Raw genomic sequence first — 14,027 nt, 5'->3', positions numbered from 1 at the left:
TTCACGCTGATTTTCAAATGAATAATTTTGAGATAAATTGAATGCTGAATGTTGATAGACCGGCATTTTACCAAATATTAATAAAAACTAAGAAATTTATTTTGGCAAAAATTTTTTTACCAGGGGCAAACGGGCAGAATTACGCTGATAATCCTGTCAAGTAAAATTTTTTAAATAATTTTAGGGCTTTTTTTTTAGAAAAAACCGCGCTAAAATAAATCAAGTAGTGATCAAAACAAACAAACGTTCGTAGTGTGGGGGCTTTGAAAGTGACGATTTCAAGTAAAATGTCAACGGAAGAATTAGTGAAGGAAGTTATGAACCAAAACCAAGTCAGCTACCAAGAAGCAATCTCAATTCTATTACAGTTGACGGAAAAATAGCGGCAAGGACTGGACGGATGACGGTCCTTTTTTTGTACCCTCAGCAATCAAAAAATACCGGACCATGATTTTGCACAATCCCGTGATTAGGTTATAATATGGAATTAGATTTACATACGGAGGGAACGCAATGAGATACTCTGGTGAAACCGTTGATGCAGCTTTAAGCAAAGGCTTAGCAGATTTAGAGGTTGGCCGTGATCAAGTTGAAGTGACTGTTATCAGCGAAGGACGCAAGGGCTTTTTAGGAATTGGAAGAAAGCCAGCGGAAGTTGAGATCACGGTTCTTGAATCCGATGATCAGATTGATGATCAATATTCAAATCAATTAGAAGATGAAATTACGGCGGAGATTCATGAAAGTGAAGATGAACCGGTAAAAGATTCACCTAAGGATGAAACTGCCACGGAAGACGAATCAGTTGACGATGTCGTTCAAGCCGTTGGTAATTACCTGGATGACATTATCAGTCAGTTAGGAATCGACACTGAGATCTCAGTGACAGTTGACCGGCGCAACGTGTACTTTGACTTTGATACCGATCAGCAAGGATTGCTGATTGGCAAGCATGGGCGGACATTGAATGCTTTGCAAATTTTGGCCCAAGCCTGTTTTGATAAGCAGGTCAAACGGCGTTACCGGTTGATCCTTGATGTCGGTGATTACCGTGAGCGGCGGCGCGAAGAATTGCAACGGATCGCGGCCGATTTAGCAGAACGGGCAATCGTTGAACGGCGGGCGTTTAAGTTAGGCCCGATGCCAGCAATGGAACGCAAGATCGTGCACAAAACGCTTGCTTCAAATAAACATGTTAAGGCGAAATCGCATGGAAACGACCCATACCGTTACATTGTGATCGCACCCAAATTTAAATAGATGATTTATAGGGATTAATTCAAATATTGGAGGATAATTTGGAGGATTTATCATGTTAGACCATAAACCATATCACCTTGAAGATGAATTGTGTTTTGCAATTTATTCAGCTCAGAAAAGTTACAATAAGTTTTATAGCGAAGCGTTACGGCAATTCGGTTTGACTTACCCGCAATACATTACGATGCTGGTTTTGTGGGAAGAACGGCGGCCGATGATGATCAAGGAGATCGGTAAACGATTAAATCTTGATACGGGGACGCTGACGCCCTTATTAAAACGGTTGGAACATAACGGGTGGATAACACGGACCCGGTCAGGGGTTGATGGCCGGCGGGTCTACTTGGAATTAACTCCAATGGCAAAGGAAAAGGAAAAAAGCGTCAAGGAAGCTGTTTCGTATTCATTCCGATTGATTGATATGGATTCGGATGAATATACGACCAGTGTGGGGCTTTTACACCGCATTGCGGCTAAACTTGATGATTTGAATAATACATTAGAAGACCATAAATAAAAGGCTAGGACGAGTTGTCCTAGCCTTTTATTTAGCTTAACCAGTCATACTGTAAAATTTGGTTTGTCCGCTGGTTGACCGGAATCCATAAGTGGTGATGCCAGATATCTTTTAAAATCTGGGTAAAAAGCTGTTTTGTTTGATGATTTTTACGTTGTTTCCGCGGATATTCAACAACGATCGTTTTTCCGTGTTCGGTCTTCAAAAAGATTCGTGATTTTAAGATTTTAGTGATTTGAGCTGATACGATGTCCTGGTTGTGTTCAATATTCATTTGATTGTCCATATTAACATCTCAATTCTATTTAATCCATGAGTAACTGGTCGCCTTTGCGACACTTTTATCGTATTCAAAAGATGTGAAGAACATATGCGTTATGTATTAAAAATTCTCCATTATTAGTTATGATTGTTTGAAAAATAAGAAGGACTAAAAAGATTTGAGTTTTAAATTTCAAAAATCATATAATGGAAGCAAGGAGGAGAGGTTATGCGAAAGAAACGGAAACGGCTAACAAAATCAAACGATAAGGTTTTTCTTGGAGTTTTTGGCGGAATTGCTGAATACTTCAACTGGGATAAGGCAATTACGCGGATCATCGGCGCATTCTTGATTATTTTTCCGGGAACGGTATTTGCAGGAACATTACTGTATTTAATTGCGGCGCTTGTAATGCCTAGTCCGAATGACCCGAATATTATCGAGGGCGAATTTCGTGAAAAAGATCGATAAATTTTAATTGGCAGGAATGCTATAATGAAAACGAATGGTTTGTGAAAGGAAGCTTGAGAAATGATGACACAAGAAATTAGTCTAACATTTGGACCATTGGAAGAATTAAAAAAGATCATCGCTGATCATCCGGACCGGCAGTTTAAATTGTTTTTAGAAACGGACAGTAATTCAGAATATATGTTGCTTGATTATTCTGGCAAGAAGACGATTTTCCATTCAGGATTAAACTATACGATCGAAGGGGTCGTTGGCGATCAAAATGAACCAAGCGGCTACATTGAATGCCGTTACGTGACCCTTAACGAAGATGAACAAAAGGTCTTCAAATCAATTTTCAAGTCATGGGTTTCAGAAGCTAAACGGCCAACCGGTTTGAATTCAAGTGTCATGGTTCATTCTGAAAAAGATAATTTCGAATTTTTATTGATCAATGCATGGGAAGATGAAAATACCTTTATGGTATGGAATAATGAACGTTCAAATCAAATGAATCAATTTGGCCATGATGGCAATGCCACGCCGGTCGTTAAGACATACCGGCCGATGTAAATATAACAAAAACGGCTGTGATGTGAGTCACAGCCGTTTTTTAAATCGCATTTTTATGTAAAGATAAACGATGGTTTAAATTTCGAAGCCACTTACTCTTTTTTACTAAATGATAATCGCTCTCAAATGAGTACCATGGGAAAAATTTCTTGATGCGCGCTTTCTTATTGCGGTATGAATTGATCGCATCAATTCGTTCAGGTGCGACGAAAAGTTGATGATGTTCTCCCGTTACATAATCAATTTCGTCAATGAGAACGTTTCTTTGATCATCAAGTAAAACGTACATTGTAAACTCCCTTTGACAGTAAGTATTTAAACAACTTTCCCATTGTACAAAAAAGATATAGATAAAACTATTTTAAACACCTTTAAAAGGACGATATTAAGAAAAATATTAATAACTTTAAACATTCGTAACGTTTCGAATTTGATTATTAAAATGATGTTAAATGAAAATGAGTAAACGAATATAAAATTAAAAGGAAACCGTGATCAATTCACGACTTCCTTTAATCTTATAATGATTCTTTTTCCAACTGCGGCATCAACTTGCCCATCATCTGCTGTTCAAGTTTAGCAACGAGTTGCTTTTCTTGTTGCGCAGTGACTTGTTTTTCCAATTGAGCTTTTTGTTGAGCGTTCATTGTTGGATTCTTTTGCAATTCCTGCATCATTTGGGCTTTAACCAGATTTGGTAATTGCGCCTTCACTTGATCTTTGATTTGGGCTTTTGCAGTGGTTTCCTGACTTTTCATTGCCTGTAATTGGCTGGTGCTTAAGACAAGCCAATTTTGCGGAACCTTAAAGATGTAAGTGTAATGGTGGGTTTCCTTATTCAGGCCTAAGCCGGCAAACAGGGTCTTCCAAAAATCGTTCTTATATGTGTAACGACTCCGTTGGATGACGACTTGCGGGGTTTGAACATTGCTGTGTTCAACCTTAGTCGTAACATCGTAATCGATCTTGGTCTTTTGATTCTTATTTGGCTGATCAGCTGTCCGATAAACAAAGACCTTTTCTTTGCCATTTCCAAGAGCTTTATAAACGGTCAGTTTTAACGGACTGTTGTTACCCGTCGTTGAAACTAAAGTTTTTGTTTGCGTTTCAGTGATATTCTTCATTCCAAGGTGATGCGAATCATTCAACATCAATGAAACTGAACATGCACCTGCAAGGAGTAAGAAGAAAATCGAAATTGGATAACGAAGTTTTGGCTTTTTAACTAATCCGATAAAGGTTGCGGCAAAAAGCACCATACTGATAAGTAATATCCATAAAACCATTTTCTAAGCCTCCTTTGTTACTTTTTGATTAACGTCTTTTTTTACTAATCCGGCGTTCTTTTCAAGGCAGAATGCAAGGATTAATCCAATTAACCCAAAGACAACGGCGGTAAAGAATGCTCCGTGATATCCATTTAAAGCAGCGGTAATTGCTTGGTGCTTGTATTCAAGCGGTGCACTGTGAAGCAATGACTTGCCAGGCATTTGCGCACTTTGAATATTTGAGTAAACCGTTGTAAAGATCGCCGTTCCAATTGCCCCAAGAGTCTGCCGTAACGTGTTGTTGATGGCCGTTCCGTCATTCATCTTATTGAGTGGCAATGAGTTCAAACCAGCCGTTGTTGATGGCATTAACACTAAGGTAATTCCCATTACCCGAACGGCGTATAACACAACGATTTCAATAATTGGCGTTGAAGTTGTTAACGTGGTGAAATTGAATGTTCCCAATGTTAATAAGGTCAACCCGGTGATTGCCAATGTCCGGGCACCTAACTTATCGAATAAGATCCCTGAAATTGGACTCATCAATCCCATTAACAAGGCTCCTGGAAGAAGCATCAAACCTGAATGGAATGCTGATTCGCCACGGACGATTTGGATGTAAAGCGGAAGAACCAATTCAACTCCAACTAAAGCGATCCGGGCAATTGAACCTAATAATGAAGCCAATGAGAAGTGCCAGTTCTTCAATAAACGCAGATCCAAGAATGGCGTTTCGAGTTTAAATTGCCGCCAGCTGAATAATGCAATGAAGATTACACCAATGATGATCGAAACAATAACGACCATTGATCCCCAACCATCATTTCCGGCTTCAGATGTTCCGTAAAGCAATGAACCAAAGCCAATTACGGCCATAATTGCTGAAAGGACATCCAGTTTAAGTTTCTTGGTTGGCAAAACCTTCTTCATAAAGAAGAAACTTAATAACAAGTCTAATCCGATGAATGGAAGGGTAACCCCGAAAATCATCCGCCAGTTAGCGTTATCGATGATCCATCCTGAAAGGGTCGGCCCAATTGCAGGGGCAACCCCAATGGCGATTCCGACCATTCCCATGATGGTCCCCCGTTTTTCAGGTGGGAAAATTGACATCGCAATTGACTGTCCTAATGGAGTTAAAATTCCACCTCCAAGGGCTGAAACGATCCGGCCCGTTAAAAGCATGGCGAAGCTGTTTGCACAGAAACAAATAATATTTCCGATAAAGAACAGGCCCATTCCAATAATGTAAAGTTTCTTTGAACTGAACCGGTTCATCATCCATGCAGTGATTGGGATCATAACTCCCGTAACCAGCATAAATCCGGTTGATAACCATTGAACGGTGCTGGCTTTAATGTTAAAGTCGTGCATTAAAGTTGGATATGCCGTCGCAAGCATTGTTCCGGCTAAGAATGTTCCGAATAGCCCGATGATGATTACCAACATAAGTAAACCACGGCTATAAGGCTTGCCATTTATATCCAAGGCACGCTTGTTTTTTGCGTTGCTCATAAAATGACCTCCTATATGATTAATATTTTTATTATCTATTAAATTAAAGAAGAATTTGTTAAAAAACGAAATTCTTTAAAATTAATTAACACATGTATATAATTACACTTGTGTTTCTTATTACACTTATATATAATAGAACATGAAAATTAGAATTGCAACATTTTTGAAAAGATATTATTAGGGTATGAAAATAATTGAAAAGGAGAAAAGGATAGGATGGATCGAAGGGTTGCACGCACAACTGGACGAATCAAAAAAGTATTTGGTGAATTGATTCAGGAAAAGGCGTTTGCTGACATTACGGTCAAGATGATCTGCGATGCAGCAGATGTTGAACGGAAGACATTTTACCTGCATTTCAAGGATAAGTATGACTTATTAGATGCAATTTTAAAGGAACATTTTGAGGCGTTTCGTGAAAATGTCCGTCAGATTCCAGATGCAAAACCGATTGACTTTTACCGGGAAGCGTTGGCAATGCTTGGCAGACATCGGGAATTTTTTAAACGCGTTTACAATGGTCAAGCCTCGGCATTAATTCGGAAGAGAATTCAATATTATGTTTTGCAACGATTGCAATTAGAGTATGGAACAGACGTTGACCCGGCAATTCAGCATTTTATTGCGGCCGGGATCGGAGGCGTTTTTGAATCATACATTAACGGTGAGATTGAGGGCAGCGATGAACAGATTGCCGCTGACATGGCATGGATGGTTGTTCAAGCCAAAAAGTATTTAAAGAAGAATTTAAACAAATAGTGGATGAGCATTGCTCATCCACTATTTGTTTACACTCACTTTAATGATCGTAACTTGGTATGACGAAGCCGGAGCAACGACATCGACGGTCGTGCCGGCTTTTTGATGCATGATTGCGCGTCCAATCGGCGAATCGAATGAAATTTTTTGCTCGTCAACGTTGGCTTCCTGTTTACCGACAATATGATATGTTTCAGTCTCGTTGTCATCTTCAAAACGAAGTTCAACGTCAGTTCCAATGTCAACTTCACCGTTATCTTCGGGTTCAATTACTTGAGCATATTGCAGTTGTTTATTGAGATAACGCAACCGACTTTCAAGGTGGCGCAAGTCCCGTTTAGCAGCACTGTACTCGGCGTTTTCAGATAGATCGCCAAGCGCCCGGGCTTCTTGCAATTGTTTGATTTTAGCCGGCCGGTCAGCTTTGAGCGCTTCAATTTCGTCAACGATTTGCTGGTGGCCTTCCGGCGTCATTTTTTGAAAATATACGTCAGCCATAAAATTTAACCTTCACTTTCTTCAAGCATTTTACGCTTCAGCGGAATGTAATGGTGCTGTTTGATTTCGCGGTCGACCTTATGAATCTCTTTATCAGGAGTTTTCTGGGTCGTTTTGCGGAAAGCGTGCATGATAAAGTAATCCCCGTCTTGGGCAATGAACATCAACCGGTATTTGCCTAACCGAATTTTGTATAAATGCCGGTAAGGAAGCCGTAAGATCATTCGTTTAACCGTTGGCCGGGTAAGCGGCAAGGTTTGTTCGTTCATTTGAGTCAGCATGTCATTGACTTTGCGGTAAATACTTTGGTCCTTTTCGCGAATTTTGCGATACCAGTCTAAAAATAGGACTTTTCCGCGATTATCTTCATACAGGTAGATTGCCATTTCAAAGATCCTCTCTAAAATTGAAACTTGACATAGCATGATATATTTTAATTATATCATGGTCGTTGAAAAATAATGAAAACGACGCGGAAAGGGAAGAATATCGTGGAAGAACTATTTGAAAAAGCACCAATTAAACAGGTCTATTTCAAGATCTCGTTACCGGTCGTAATGGGGATGCTCGCCAGTATGGTATATAACTTGGCGGACACCTTTTTCGTTGCGCAAACGGGAAATACGGACCTAGTTGCGGGAATTACGGTTTGTACTCCGCTGTTCATGTTTATGTTAGCTTTAGGCGATATTTTTGGGATCGGCGGCAGTTCCGTGATTTCGCGGTTGTTTGGTCAAAAGGAGCATGATCGCAGTGCGCGGACCAGCAGTGCATGTTTCTACTATTCAATTGGCTTGGGAATCGTCGTAACGGTTTTGCTGTTGATTTTTGAAAAGCCATTGTTGCATATGCTTGGGGCAACGGCGGCAACGTATCAGTATGCAGCAGCCTTTTACCGGGTCTACGTTTTCGGCGCACCAATTATCATTACATCACTGACGCCAACGAATCTGATCCGGACAGAAGGATTAGCCAAACAAAGTATGCTCGCAACGGTTTATGGCATCGTTGTATCTTTAATTCTTGATCCAATCTTTATTTTCGGATTGAAGTGGGGCGCTGCCGGCGTCGCATTATCAAACCTTCTTGGATATGCTCTTGAATTAGTGTTATTGATCTATTACACCATTCGCGACTGCAAGTACATTAACGTTGACATTAAGCAGGCACACATTAATTGGAAAGAATTTCGCGAAGTGTTAGCGATCGGAATTCCCGGTTCGATTACAAACCTTATGCAAAGTTTCGGAATTGCATTATTAAATAATTTCTTAGCAGCTTATGGAGCAAATCAGGTGGCTGCAATGGGAATTACGCAAAAGATCGCCTCGATCGTTACCTTAGTGATGGTCGGCTTTGCCTTTGGAGCGCAACCATTGATTGGATATAACTACGGGGCGAAGAATGTTAAACGGTTCAAGGAAGCCCTTGACTTTGATCTGCTGATCGAAGTCGGTTACGCAATCGTCTTTTCAATTCTTTTGATGATCATTGCCCCGTTCTTGATCAAAATTTTCATGAATAAACCGGTCATTGTCAGTCTTGGAACTTACATGTTGCGGGCATGTTTGACAACCACGCCATTTATCGGCGCAATCTTAGTATTTACAACGGTTTTCCAATCAGCTGGAAAGGCTTGGAGTGCATTTACAATGTCGTTTGCGCGGCAAGGAGTTGTTTACCTGATCACGATGCTTGCATGTTCTGCATTTTTCGGTTTCCATGGGGTTGTTTGGGCGCAACCAGTTGCCGATGTGATTACATTTGCAATCGGTTTGCTGTTATACCGCGGTGATTTTCATAAATGGATGCAACAAAATGAAAAATAAGTTCGAGAAACCGGCTAATTTATGTTAAGATATTGTTCGTGCGTAATAAAAAAGAATTAATGTTTGGAAAGGTGATATAGGTGAAACGGATCGAAGAATCTGGGGAAATTTCATTCAAGCAAGCTTTTGTTGATTTTTGGCGCGGACTTTTTAGTTTTGGCGGCCGGTCAACGCGGACGGGCTTCTGGTATGGAGTTTTGATGATGAGCTTGGTCATTCCTTGGGGACTCTTAGGGTTACTTGTAGTCTTAAACGGAATTGTCTATGGGATGACGGGACCTGCCGGAATATTCTGGCCTGTTTTGATTATTTCATTTCTGGTTTATTTAGTTGTTTCAATCATAATTCAGATTGGAACGTGGGCATTGTTCTTCCGCCGGATGCGGGATGTTGGCTTTAAGACCACTCCATTGGTAATTTGGGTAGTGATTTCTTTGGCAAAAGAAGCAATTCCATTTTTGCCGGTTTTAGTGGGCATTATTAATCTTTGGTTGATTTACATTGTGTCCGTTCCGGCCGGCCATTTTGTTAAGCAATATCAAAATGGATTTATGAAGTTTCTTTTTGAAAGTCCGGAGACCTTTGAATTTCATGATGATCTTCAAGTCATCGAATTTGAACCTGATGGAACAGAAGAAACCGTTGTGAAGGGCCGGATTATGGAACGCGGAAAAGTCAGTTTTAAGCAAGCATTTCATGATTACTTCCATGGAATGTTGAGTTTTGGTGGTCGGTCAACCCGGGCCGGATTCTGGAAAGTTGCTCTGATTATCCAAGTTTTAATGATGATTTTCTGGACCGGATTTTTAGGATATGTGATAATTCGGCTTTATTCTTATCCAGCTGAAGAGGCAGCATTATTAACGTTTATGACTGCACTAGGGGTAGGAATGATCATCTTTAGCGCCTTTGTTCCATTCGGATTTGCTAACTGGGCAGTGATGATCCGCCGGCTAAGAGACGTTGGACTGAAGTTGAAGACGATGTTTATTGGCTGGGGCCTCATGGCAGTGTTAAATATTATTATTTTGATTGTTTTTGCGGCAGGTTATGGATTTACTCTCGGAATGATTTGGGGAACCATTTGGAATGTCGGAATTGATTTGATTATTCAAATTGTTTTCCTGTGCCTTCCAACCGGAGCAATGGCAACACAAAAGGAAGATTCAAAATTTTTTGAAAATAAAGCATTATTTTAGAGAAAGAGGGATTTTAAAATGCGTCGAATTGAAGAACGCGGAGAAGTAACATTTGGTCAAGCAATTAAGGATTATATTCAAGGATGGGTAAGTTATGGTGGTCGCTCAACTCGTGCCGGATACTGGTGGGCTCAATTAGCTGTGGTACTCTATTTTGTTATTGGATCCTTACTCTCACTTGCATTAGTGACAACGGTTCATGTTTTAGGAATAATTGTTTTATGTATTTTTGGACTTTCAGGAATTTTCCTTGGGATTGCTAGCACCGGATTAGCATTCAGACGTTATCGTGATGTTGGATTTAAAACAGTTCCAATTATTATTTGGGAAATCTGTGCATTTATTCCAGGGTTAAATGGTATCATTGGAATTGCAAGTTTTGTCTTTACTTTACTTCCAACTGACCAATTCGTTGCCGAAAAGGAAAACTGGTTAGTGCGGGGCAAAGATAGCGTTGATGAAACGCAACCAACAGCAGCTGCCCAACCGCAATTAACAAAGGCGGCTCCAGCTGCAACGATCGCAAGTCCATCACTTCCAACCGTTGTCTTTTATCCAGACGGTCGGGAACAAGAAATTAAATAGTTAAAATGAAGATGAGAAGGCTGTGATTTACATCGCAACCTTCTTTTTTTGACCATTCCATTTTAAGTGGGGTATCATTAATAGATAAAGAGGATTGAACTGAAAGGAAAGAGGACATGAAGCTTAAACAAGTTAATGAAACTCAAGATGTCACATTAAAAGACAGCTTATTAAACTTTTGGAAAGGATTTATCAGCTATAACGGCCGTTCGGTTCGAAAGTCATTTTGGATCGGCATCGTTGAATACTTGGCAATTATGATCGTGATTGATCAACTAGTCTTAGGATACTTTGCATCGGCCTATGCTGGCGGAACAAGTGGAATCGTCGTTTTGATTATCCGGGCAATTTTCTTGTTGGCAATGTTGATTCCATTGACGGCGCTTGCATTTCGCCGGTTACGTGATGCAGGGTTAAAAACGTTGCCGATTACGATTTTGGTAATTATTAATGCTGTTTTGGCGGTATTGAACGTTTTGTTTACTTCAACGATCGCCGTTGCAGCATTAGTGGTTTGTCAGGCATTCTTAATTTTATTATTCTGCATTCCAACGGATGCAATGGCAGTTGATAAGGAAACGAAAGTATTTCGTGAAAAATAAGGCTAAAGAAGGATTTTAAGATGCGGCGAATTAATGAAAAGGGAAAGGTTTCATTTGAAGAGGCTTTTCACGATTATTGCCGGGGAATCTTAAGTTACGGCGGCCGGTCGACCCGTGCAGGTTATTGGTGGGGACAGGTTGTGTGCCTGATTTTTGCCCTTGCCTTATATACCATTTTCTATGGCAGCCTTGAATCGTCAATGGCATCGGGCCATCAATCGATCATTGCGGTCGGCAGCCTGGTCGTTTCAGTTGGCGGCTTGCTGCTATACATTGCTGAATACGCCATTTTGGCCCGGCGGCTGCGGGACATTGGGTTTCAAACTTTTCCCGTGGTAGTTTGGATCATTTTACGGTGGATGGCAGCCCTGATGGTTAAACTTTTTGGCATGCCGTTTGGAATTATTTTACTGGCAGTGTTAGCAATTCAATTAATTTTGTGTTGCTTGCCGACGGATTATTTTGCCCGTCAAAAAGCTAATTGGATTACCCGTGCAAAGGAAAACGAAGATTTACAAGGAAGCGATAAAATGACAAAAACAGCAGCAGTAATGATTGCTCCGGGGTGTGAAGAAATCGAAGCGTTAACGCCAGTCGATGCTTTGCGCCGGTTAGGGGTTAAGGTCGATATGGTTGGTTTGGAAAGCACCGATGTAATGGGAGCGCATGGCATTAAATTGACCTGTGATAAGGTAATGGATGAAAGCCTATTGGATTATGACATCGTTATTTTCCCAGGGGGTTCGAAGGGCGCTGATAACTTACGGGACAGTGATCAATTAATGGACTTGATCCAACAACGCCACGCCGCTGGAAAATGGAACGCTGCGATGTGTTCAGGTCCGGTTGCGTTTGCCCGTTACGGTTTGCTGGATAACTGCACGTATACGTGTTTTCCAGGAGTTGAAAAGCAATTTGAAAATGACATTAAGAATGCCACACATTCAGATGAAATCGTCGTTGTTGACGAAGCGGGAAAAATCATCACCAGTCGCGGCCCGGCAACTGCAATGGCTTACGCATTCAAGATTGCTGAAATCTTAGGCGTTGATTCGGCGCCACAAGAAGAAGCAATGCTTTACAACTACTTACGCGATGAAATGCGGAAATAAAAATTAAATTTTGATAATTACGAGGTTATGCAAGGGTCATAACCTCGTTTTTGGATTATAATGGAAAGTATCATTTTTTAAGAAAGGAAGAGGATTTTGCGCGCATATCGCGAAAAGATCAAGCGGCCGCACTTGTACCAATTGCGGGAATTGGCATTAGCATTTACCTTTTGCGGCGGTTTTATTGATGCATATACTTTTACGGAACGTGGTGGTACGTTGGCTGCCGGGCAGACTGGAAACATTATCTTTTTTGGAACGGATATTGCCAAGCACGATCTTCCGGGATTAACTACCAAAATTGCAACGTTTTTGGCGTATATTCTGGGACTGATCGTGGTAACGACGATTGCGTTGAAGGTAAAGTCGAAGTATAAACGAATCTTTTGCATTTTACCGATCATGTTTATTTCATTGGTTGTTGGCTTTGTTCCAACGAGTGTTCCGAACGTTTTTGTTGTTCCGTTTCTGGCGTTTGGCATCGCAATGCAGACGATCGCATTTAATAAGATCGAAGGCCTCGGTTACCGGAACACGGTTTCAACGGGAAACTTACAAAAAGCGGTAATTGCCTGGACGAAGTATTTTGTTAATCATGACAGCAGTCAAACGCGAGCGGCTTCAAACTACCTGTTACTGGTAATTAGTTTTATTTGCGGGGCAATCGTTTCGGCGTTGCTTGATAATTACTTTGGAATTCACACGATTTGGATCGCAGCTTCATTGTTAGTGATTATTAATTTCTGCTATGGATTAATGGTTTATCACCGGGATAATTTTTATCCGGGAGAGAAACTCTAACCTGGAAAATGGTATAATAAAGGTGTAATCAAAGGCCGTGAGGTGATAATGATGAAATTTAAGAAATCAAGTTTATTAGTTGTTGCTGGAATGGCGGTTTTGCTTGCAGGATGCGGCAATCAATCAGCTTCAACAAATGGAAAAAAGGCGGACAACACACCAAAAACCGAAGCGGTTAAACGCAGTCAGAATGATCAAACGCAAACCGCTGATGATCAATCAACGGCGAATACCAACACGCCGGCAACCGATAATAATTCGCAGTCAAATCAACAGGTAACAGCGCAAAATAATCGGAACGCCAATAACGCCCAAACAAAAGAATTTAATAACCAAGCTCAGGCAGCAAGCTACGTTACCAACCAACCGGGTTACACGACTGGCAATCAACAAGGGTTGCCAACCGTTAACCTTGGGGACGGCATCACAGGAACGTTGAATTCTGGTGCTGGGCAACAGATGATTCAATGGAATGAAGGCAACTGGTCATTTACGGTGCGAGCCTCGGCTGTTCAAGGGCAAGATCCGACACCAACGGCTAAACAGATCGTGAATGAATTACAAACCGTTTACCTTCCAGCACCGCAAAATCACGGGGTTGGAACGTTCGATATTGCAACGAACACGTACACGTTAACATGGCAAAAGAATAATAAGGTTTACAGTGTCAGCGGCAGCAGCCCAAGTGATGTAATCGCAAAGGCGGTTAATGCTGGTAAGAATGAATAATTTAGGGTAGAGGTTGTGACCAAGGTCACAACCTCTTTTTTCGTTCCATATGAAACATTTTC

Annotated in this window: 18 protein-coding genes and 1 pseudogene; 13 read left to right on the top strand and 6 right to left on the bottom strand. The window is 40.9% G+C overall.

Annotation, left to right across the window (positions count from 1 at the left end):
- The first annotated feature begins 513 nt into the window (after nucleotides 1-513).
- Together jag and FC33_RS05270 are read left to right on the top strand one after the other, a co-directional pair.
- Nucleotides 514-1,260: an RNA-binding cell elongation regulator Jag/EloR gene (jag, locus tag FC33_RS05275; RefSeq protein WP_057827582.1), complete on the top strand. Its 747-nt coding sequence runs from the start codon at nucleotides 514-516 to the stop codon at nucleotides 1,258-1,260.
- A 52-nt stretch (nucleotides 1,261-1,312) separates the two neighbouring features.
- Nucleotides 1,313-1,777 carry a MarR family winged helix-turn-helix transcriptional regulator gene (locus FC33_RS05270; protein ID WP_057827581.1) on the top strand — a complete coding sequence of 155 codons (465 nt, stop codon included), beginning with the start codon at nucleotides 1,313-1,315 and terminating at the stop codon, nucleotides 1,775-1,777.
- A 31-nt stretch (nucleotides 1,778-1,808) separates the two neighbouring features.
- Here FC33_RS05270 and FC33_RS05265 read toward each other — a convergent pair whose 3' ends face one another.
- Complete coding sequence (locus tag FC33_RS05265; protein ID WP_057827580.1) at nucleotides 1,809-2,063, bottom strand: hypothetical protein; 255 nt, start codon at nucleotides 2,061-2,063, stop codon at nucleotides 1,809-1,811.
- A gap of 204 nt (nucleotides 2,064-2,267) precedes the next feature.
- Here FC33_RS05265 and FC33_RS05260 point away from each other — a divergent pair, with 204 nt between their 5' ends.
- Together FC33_RS05260 and FC33_RS05255 are read left to right on the top strand one after the other, a co-directional pair.
- Nucleotides 2,268-2,510 (top strand): PspC domain-containing protein, encoded by a 243-nt coding sequence (locus FC33_RS05260; RefSeq protein ID WP_057827579.1) that lies wholly within the window; start codon nucleotides 2,268-2,270, stop codon nucleotides 2,508-2,510.
- 60 nt (nucleotides 2,511-2,570) lie between these two features.
- On the top strand, nucleotides 2,571-3,062 hold the full coding sequence (locus tag FC33_RS05255; RefSeq protein ID WP_057827578.1) for a hypothetical protein: 492 nt from the start codon (nucleotides 2,571-2,573) through the stop codon (nucleotides 3,060-3,062).
- 40 nt (nucleotides 3,063-3,102) lie between these two features.
- Here FC33_RS05255 and FC33_RS05250 read toward each other — a convergent pair whose 3' ends face one another.
- The 3 genes from FC33_RS05250 to FC33_RS05240 all read right to left on the bottom strand — a co-directional run bounded on the left by FC33_RS05250 (nucleotide 3,103) and on the right by FC33_RS05240 (nucleotide 5,848).
- Nucleotides 3,103-3,351, bottom strand: coding sequence for a hypothetical protein (locus FC33_RS05250; protein ID WP_057827577.1), 249 nt, complete (start codon nucleotides 3,349-3,351; stop codon nucleotides 3,103-3,105).
- Nucleotides 3,352-3,580: 229 nt separating this feature from the next.
- Nucleotides 3,581-4,348, bottom strand: a complete 768-nt coding sequence (locus tag FC33_RS05245; RefSeq protein ID WP_057827576.1) for a DUF4811 domain-containing protein — start codon at nucleotides 4,346-4,348, stop codon at nucleotides 3,581-3,583.
- A 3-nt stretch (nucleotides 4,349-4,351) separates the two neighbouring features.
- Nucleotides 4,352-5,848 carry an MDR family MFS transporter gene (locus tag FC33_RS05240; RefSeq protein WP_057827575.1) on the bottom strand — a complete coding sequence of 499 codons (1,497 nt, stop codon included), beginning with the start codon at nucleotides 5,846-5,848 and terminating at the stop codon, nucleotides 4,352-4,354.
- A 219-nt stretch (nucleotides 5,849-6,067) separates the two neighbouring features.
- Here FC33_RS05240 and FC33_RS05235 point away from each other — a divergent pair, with 219 nt between their 5' ends.
- Nucleotides 6,068-6,610, top strand: a complete 543-nt coding sequence (locus FC33_RS05235; protein ID WP_057827574.1) for a TetR/AcrR family transcriptional regulator — start codon at nucleotides 6,068-6,070, stop codon at nucleotides 6,608-6,610.
- Nucleotides 6,611-6,631: 21 nt separating this feature from the next.
- On the opposite strand, the gene greA is transcribed toward FC33_RS05235, so the two are convergent.
- Nucleotides 6,632-7,108, bottom strand: coding sequence for a transcription elongation factor GreA (gene greA / locus FC33_RS05230; RefSeq protein WP_057827573.1), 477 nt, complete (start codon nucleotides 7,106-7,108; stop codon nucleotides 6,632-6,634).
- Nucleotides 7,109-7,113: 5 nt separating this feature from the next.
- Nucleotides 7,114-7,494, bottom strand: a complete 381-nt coding sequence (locus FC33_RS05225; RefSeq protein WP_057827572.1) for a type II toxin-antitoxin system RelE/ParE family toxin — start codon at nucleotides 7,492-7,494, stop codon at nucleotides 7,114-7,116.
- Between the two features lie 105 nt (nucleotides 7,495-7,599).
- Here FC33_RS05225 and FC33_RS05220 point away from each other — a divergent pair, with 105 nt between their 5' ends.
- From FC33_RS05220 to FC33_RS05190, 8 genes and pseudogenes are all read left to right on the top strand, one after another.
- Nucleotides 7,600-8,937 (top strand): MATE family efflux transporter, encoded by a 1,338-nt coding sequence (locus FC33_RS05220; protein ID WP_057827571.1) that lies wholly within the window; start codon nucleotides 7,600-7,602, stop codon nucleotides 8,935-8,937.
- Between the two features lie 80 nt (nucleotides 8,938-9,017).
- Nucleotides 9,018-10,136, top strand: coding sequence for a DUF805 domain-containing protein (locus tag FC33_RS05215; RefSeq protein WP_057827570.1), 1,119 nt, complete (start codon nucleotides 9,018-9,020; stop codon nucleotides 10,134-10,136).
- An 18-nt stretch (nucleotides 10,137-10,154) separates the two neighbouring features.
- The gene (locus FC33_RS05210; protein ID WP_057827569.1) at nucleotides 10,155-10,721 is read left to right on the top strand and encodes a DUF805 domain-containing protein; all 567 of its coding nucleotides are present in this window, start codon (nucleotides 10,155-10,157) and stop codon (nucleotides 10,719-10,721) included.
- A gap of 116 nt (nucleotides 10,722-10,837) precedes the next feature.
- Entirely contained in the window at nucleotides 10,838-11,323 is a 486-nt protein-coding gene (locus FC33_RS05205) for a DUF805 domain-containing protein (protein ID WP_057827568.1), read from the top strand.
- Nucleotides 11,324-11,343: 20 nt separating this feature from the next.
- A pseudogene (locus tag FC33_RS08475) lies at nucleotides 11,344-11,760 on the top strand (DUF805 domain-containing protein); the annotation flags it as partial.
- A gap of 93 nt (nucleotides 11,761-11,853) precedes the next feature.
- A complete protein-coding gene (locus FC33_RS08470) occupies nucleotides 11,854-12,435 on the top strand; it encodes a DJ-1 family glyoxalase III (RefSeq protein WP_057827600.1) in 582 nt (193 codons plus the stop codon).
- A gap of 96 nt (nucleotides 12,436-12,531) precedes the next feature.
- On the top strand, nucleotides 12,532-13,236 hold the full coding sequence (locus FC33_RS05195; RefSeq protein WP_057827567.1) for a YoaK family protein: 705 nt from the start codon (nucleotides 12,532-12,534) through the stop codon (nucleotides 13,234-13,236).
- Between the two features lie 51 nt (nucleotides 13,237-13,287).
- A complete protein-coding gene (locus FC33_RS05190) occupies nucleotides 13,288-13,965 on the top strand; it encodes a hypothetical protein (RefSeq protein ID WP_057827566.1) in 678 nt (225 codons plus the stop codon).
- The last annotated feature ends 62 nt before the right edge of the window (nucleotides 13,966-14,027 follow it).

The sequence above is a fragment of the Ligilactobacillus aviarius subsp. aviarius DSM 20655 genome (genome assembly GCF_001436315.1).
GTDB lineage: Bacteria > Bacillota > Bacilli > Lactobacillales > Lactobacillaceae > Ligilactobacillus > Ligilactobacillus aviarius.
The sequence above is the reverse complement of the archived record's forward strand: the minus strand, read 5'-3'. Positions and strand labels throughout refer to the sequence as shown.

What these genes read in the sequence shown, in the direction of transcription:
- jag (WP_057827582.1), top strand. Translation starts at nt 514, where the DNA reads ATGAGATACTCTGGTGAAACCGTTGATGCAGCTTTAAGCAAAGGCTTA.
- FC33_RS05270 (WP_057827581.1), top strand. Translation starts at nt 1,313, where the DNA reads ATGTTAGACCATAAACCATATCACCTTGAAGATGAATTGTGTTTTGCA.
- FC33_RS05265 (WP_057827580.1), bottom strand. Translation starts at nt 2,063, where the DNA reads ATGGACAATCAAATGAATATTGAACACAACCAGGACATCGTATCAGCT.
- FC33_RS05260 (WP_057827579.1), top strand. Translation starts at nt 2,268, where the DNA reads ATGCGAAAGAAACGGAAACGGCTAACAAAATCAAACGATAAGGTTTTT.
- FC33_RS05255 (WP_057827578.1), top strand. Translation starts at nt 2,571, where the DNA reads ATGATGACACAAGAAATTAGTCTAACATTTGGACCATTGGAAGAATTA.
- FC33_RS05250 (WP_057827577.1), bottom strand. Translation starts at nt 3,351, where the DNA reads ATGTACGTTTTACTTGATGATCAAAGAAACGTTCTCATTGACGAAATT.
- FC33_RS05245 (WP_057827576.1), bottom strand. Translation starts at nt 4,348, where the DNA reads ATGGTTTTATGGATATTACTTATCAGTATGGTGCTTTTTGCCGCAACC.
- FC33_RS05240 (WP_057827575.1), bottom strand. Translation starts at nt 5,848, where the DNA reads ATGAGCAACGCAAAAAACAAGCGTGCCTTGGATATAAATGGCAAGCCT.
- FC33_RS05235 (WP_057827574.1), top strand. Translation starts at nt 6,068, where the DNA reads ATGGATCGAAGGGTTGCACGCACAACTGGACGAATCAAAAAAGTATTT.
- greA (WP_057827573.1), bottom strand. Translation starts at nt 7,108, where the DNA reads ATGGCTGACGTATATTTTCAAAAAATGACGCCGGAAGGCCACCAGCAA.
- FC33_RS05225 (WP_057827572.1), bottom strand. Translation starts at nt 7,494, where the DNA reads ATGGCAATCTACCTGTATGAAGATAATCGCGGAAAAGTCCTATTTTTA.
- FC33_RS05210 (WP_057827569.1), top strand. Translation starts at nt 10,155, where the DNA reads ATGCGTCGAATTGAAGAACGCGGAGAAGTAACATTTGGTCAAGCAATT.
- FC33_RS05205 (WP_057827568.1), top strand. Translation starts at nt 10,838, where the DNA reads ATGAAGCTTAAACAAGTTAATGAAACTCAAGATGTCACATTAAAAGAC.
- FC33_RS08470 (WP_057827600.1), top strand. Translation starts at nt 11,854, where the DNA reads ATGACAAAAACAGCAGCAGTAATGATTGCTCCGGGGTGTGAAGAAATC.
- FC33_RS05190 (WP_057827566.1), top strand. Translation starts at nt 13,288, where the DNA reads ATGAAATTTAAGAAATCAAGTTTATTAGTTGTTGCTGGAATGGCGGTT.